1 protein-coding gene is annotated in these 474 nt (G+C 68.6%); it reads left to right on the plus strand.

Annotation, left to right across the window (positions count from 1 at the left end):
- Nucleotides 1-424 (plus strand): topoisomerase C-terminal repeat-containing protein (locus tag RM812_RS42260; RefSeq protein WP_311586338.1); only part of this gene is annotated, 424 nt, incomplete at its 5' end.
- Nucleotides 425-474: the final 50 nt, after the last annotated feature.

The following is a 474-nucleotide window of genomic DNA, read 5'->3' on the forward strand; positions in this document are numbered from 1 at the left end:
GCCCAAGCAGCGCGGCCGGGCCGCCGCCAAGCCGCCGCTGAAGGAGCTGGGCACCGACCCGGTCAGCGAGCGGCCGGTGGTGGTCAAGGACGGCCGCTTCGGCGCGTACGTCACCGACGGCGAGACCAACGCCACCCTGCGGACCGGCGACAGCGTCGAGGAGATCACGCCGGAGCGCGGCTACGAGCTGCTCGCCGAGAAGCGCGCCAAGGGACCCGCCAAGAAGAAGACGGCGAAGAAGGCCCCCGCGAAGAAGGCGACGGCCAAGAAGACGGCCGCGAAGAAGACGACGGCCACCAAGACCACGGCCACCAAGAAGACCGCGGCGAAGAAGACGACCACCAAGAAGACGGCCACAAAGAAGACGACGGCAGCTGTGAAGAAGACGGCCTCGGCTTCCCCGTCGCCCTCCTCGGAGGACTGACCGGCTCTTGTCCGACGTACTGCTGCTGCCCGGTACCTGAAGGAAGGTGC

Origin of the sequence: Streptomyces lancefieldiae, assembly GCF_031845825.1 — a bacterium.
GTDB classification, from domain to species: domain Bacteria; phylum Actinomycetota; class Actinomycetes; order Streptomycetales; family Streptomycetaceae; genus Streptomyces; species Streptomyces lancefieldiae.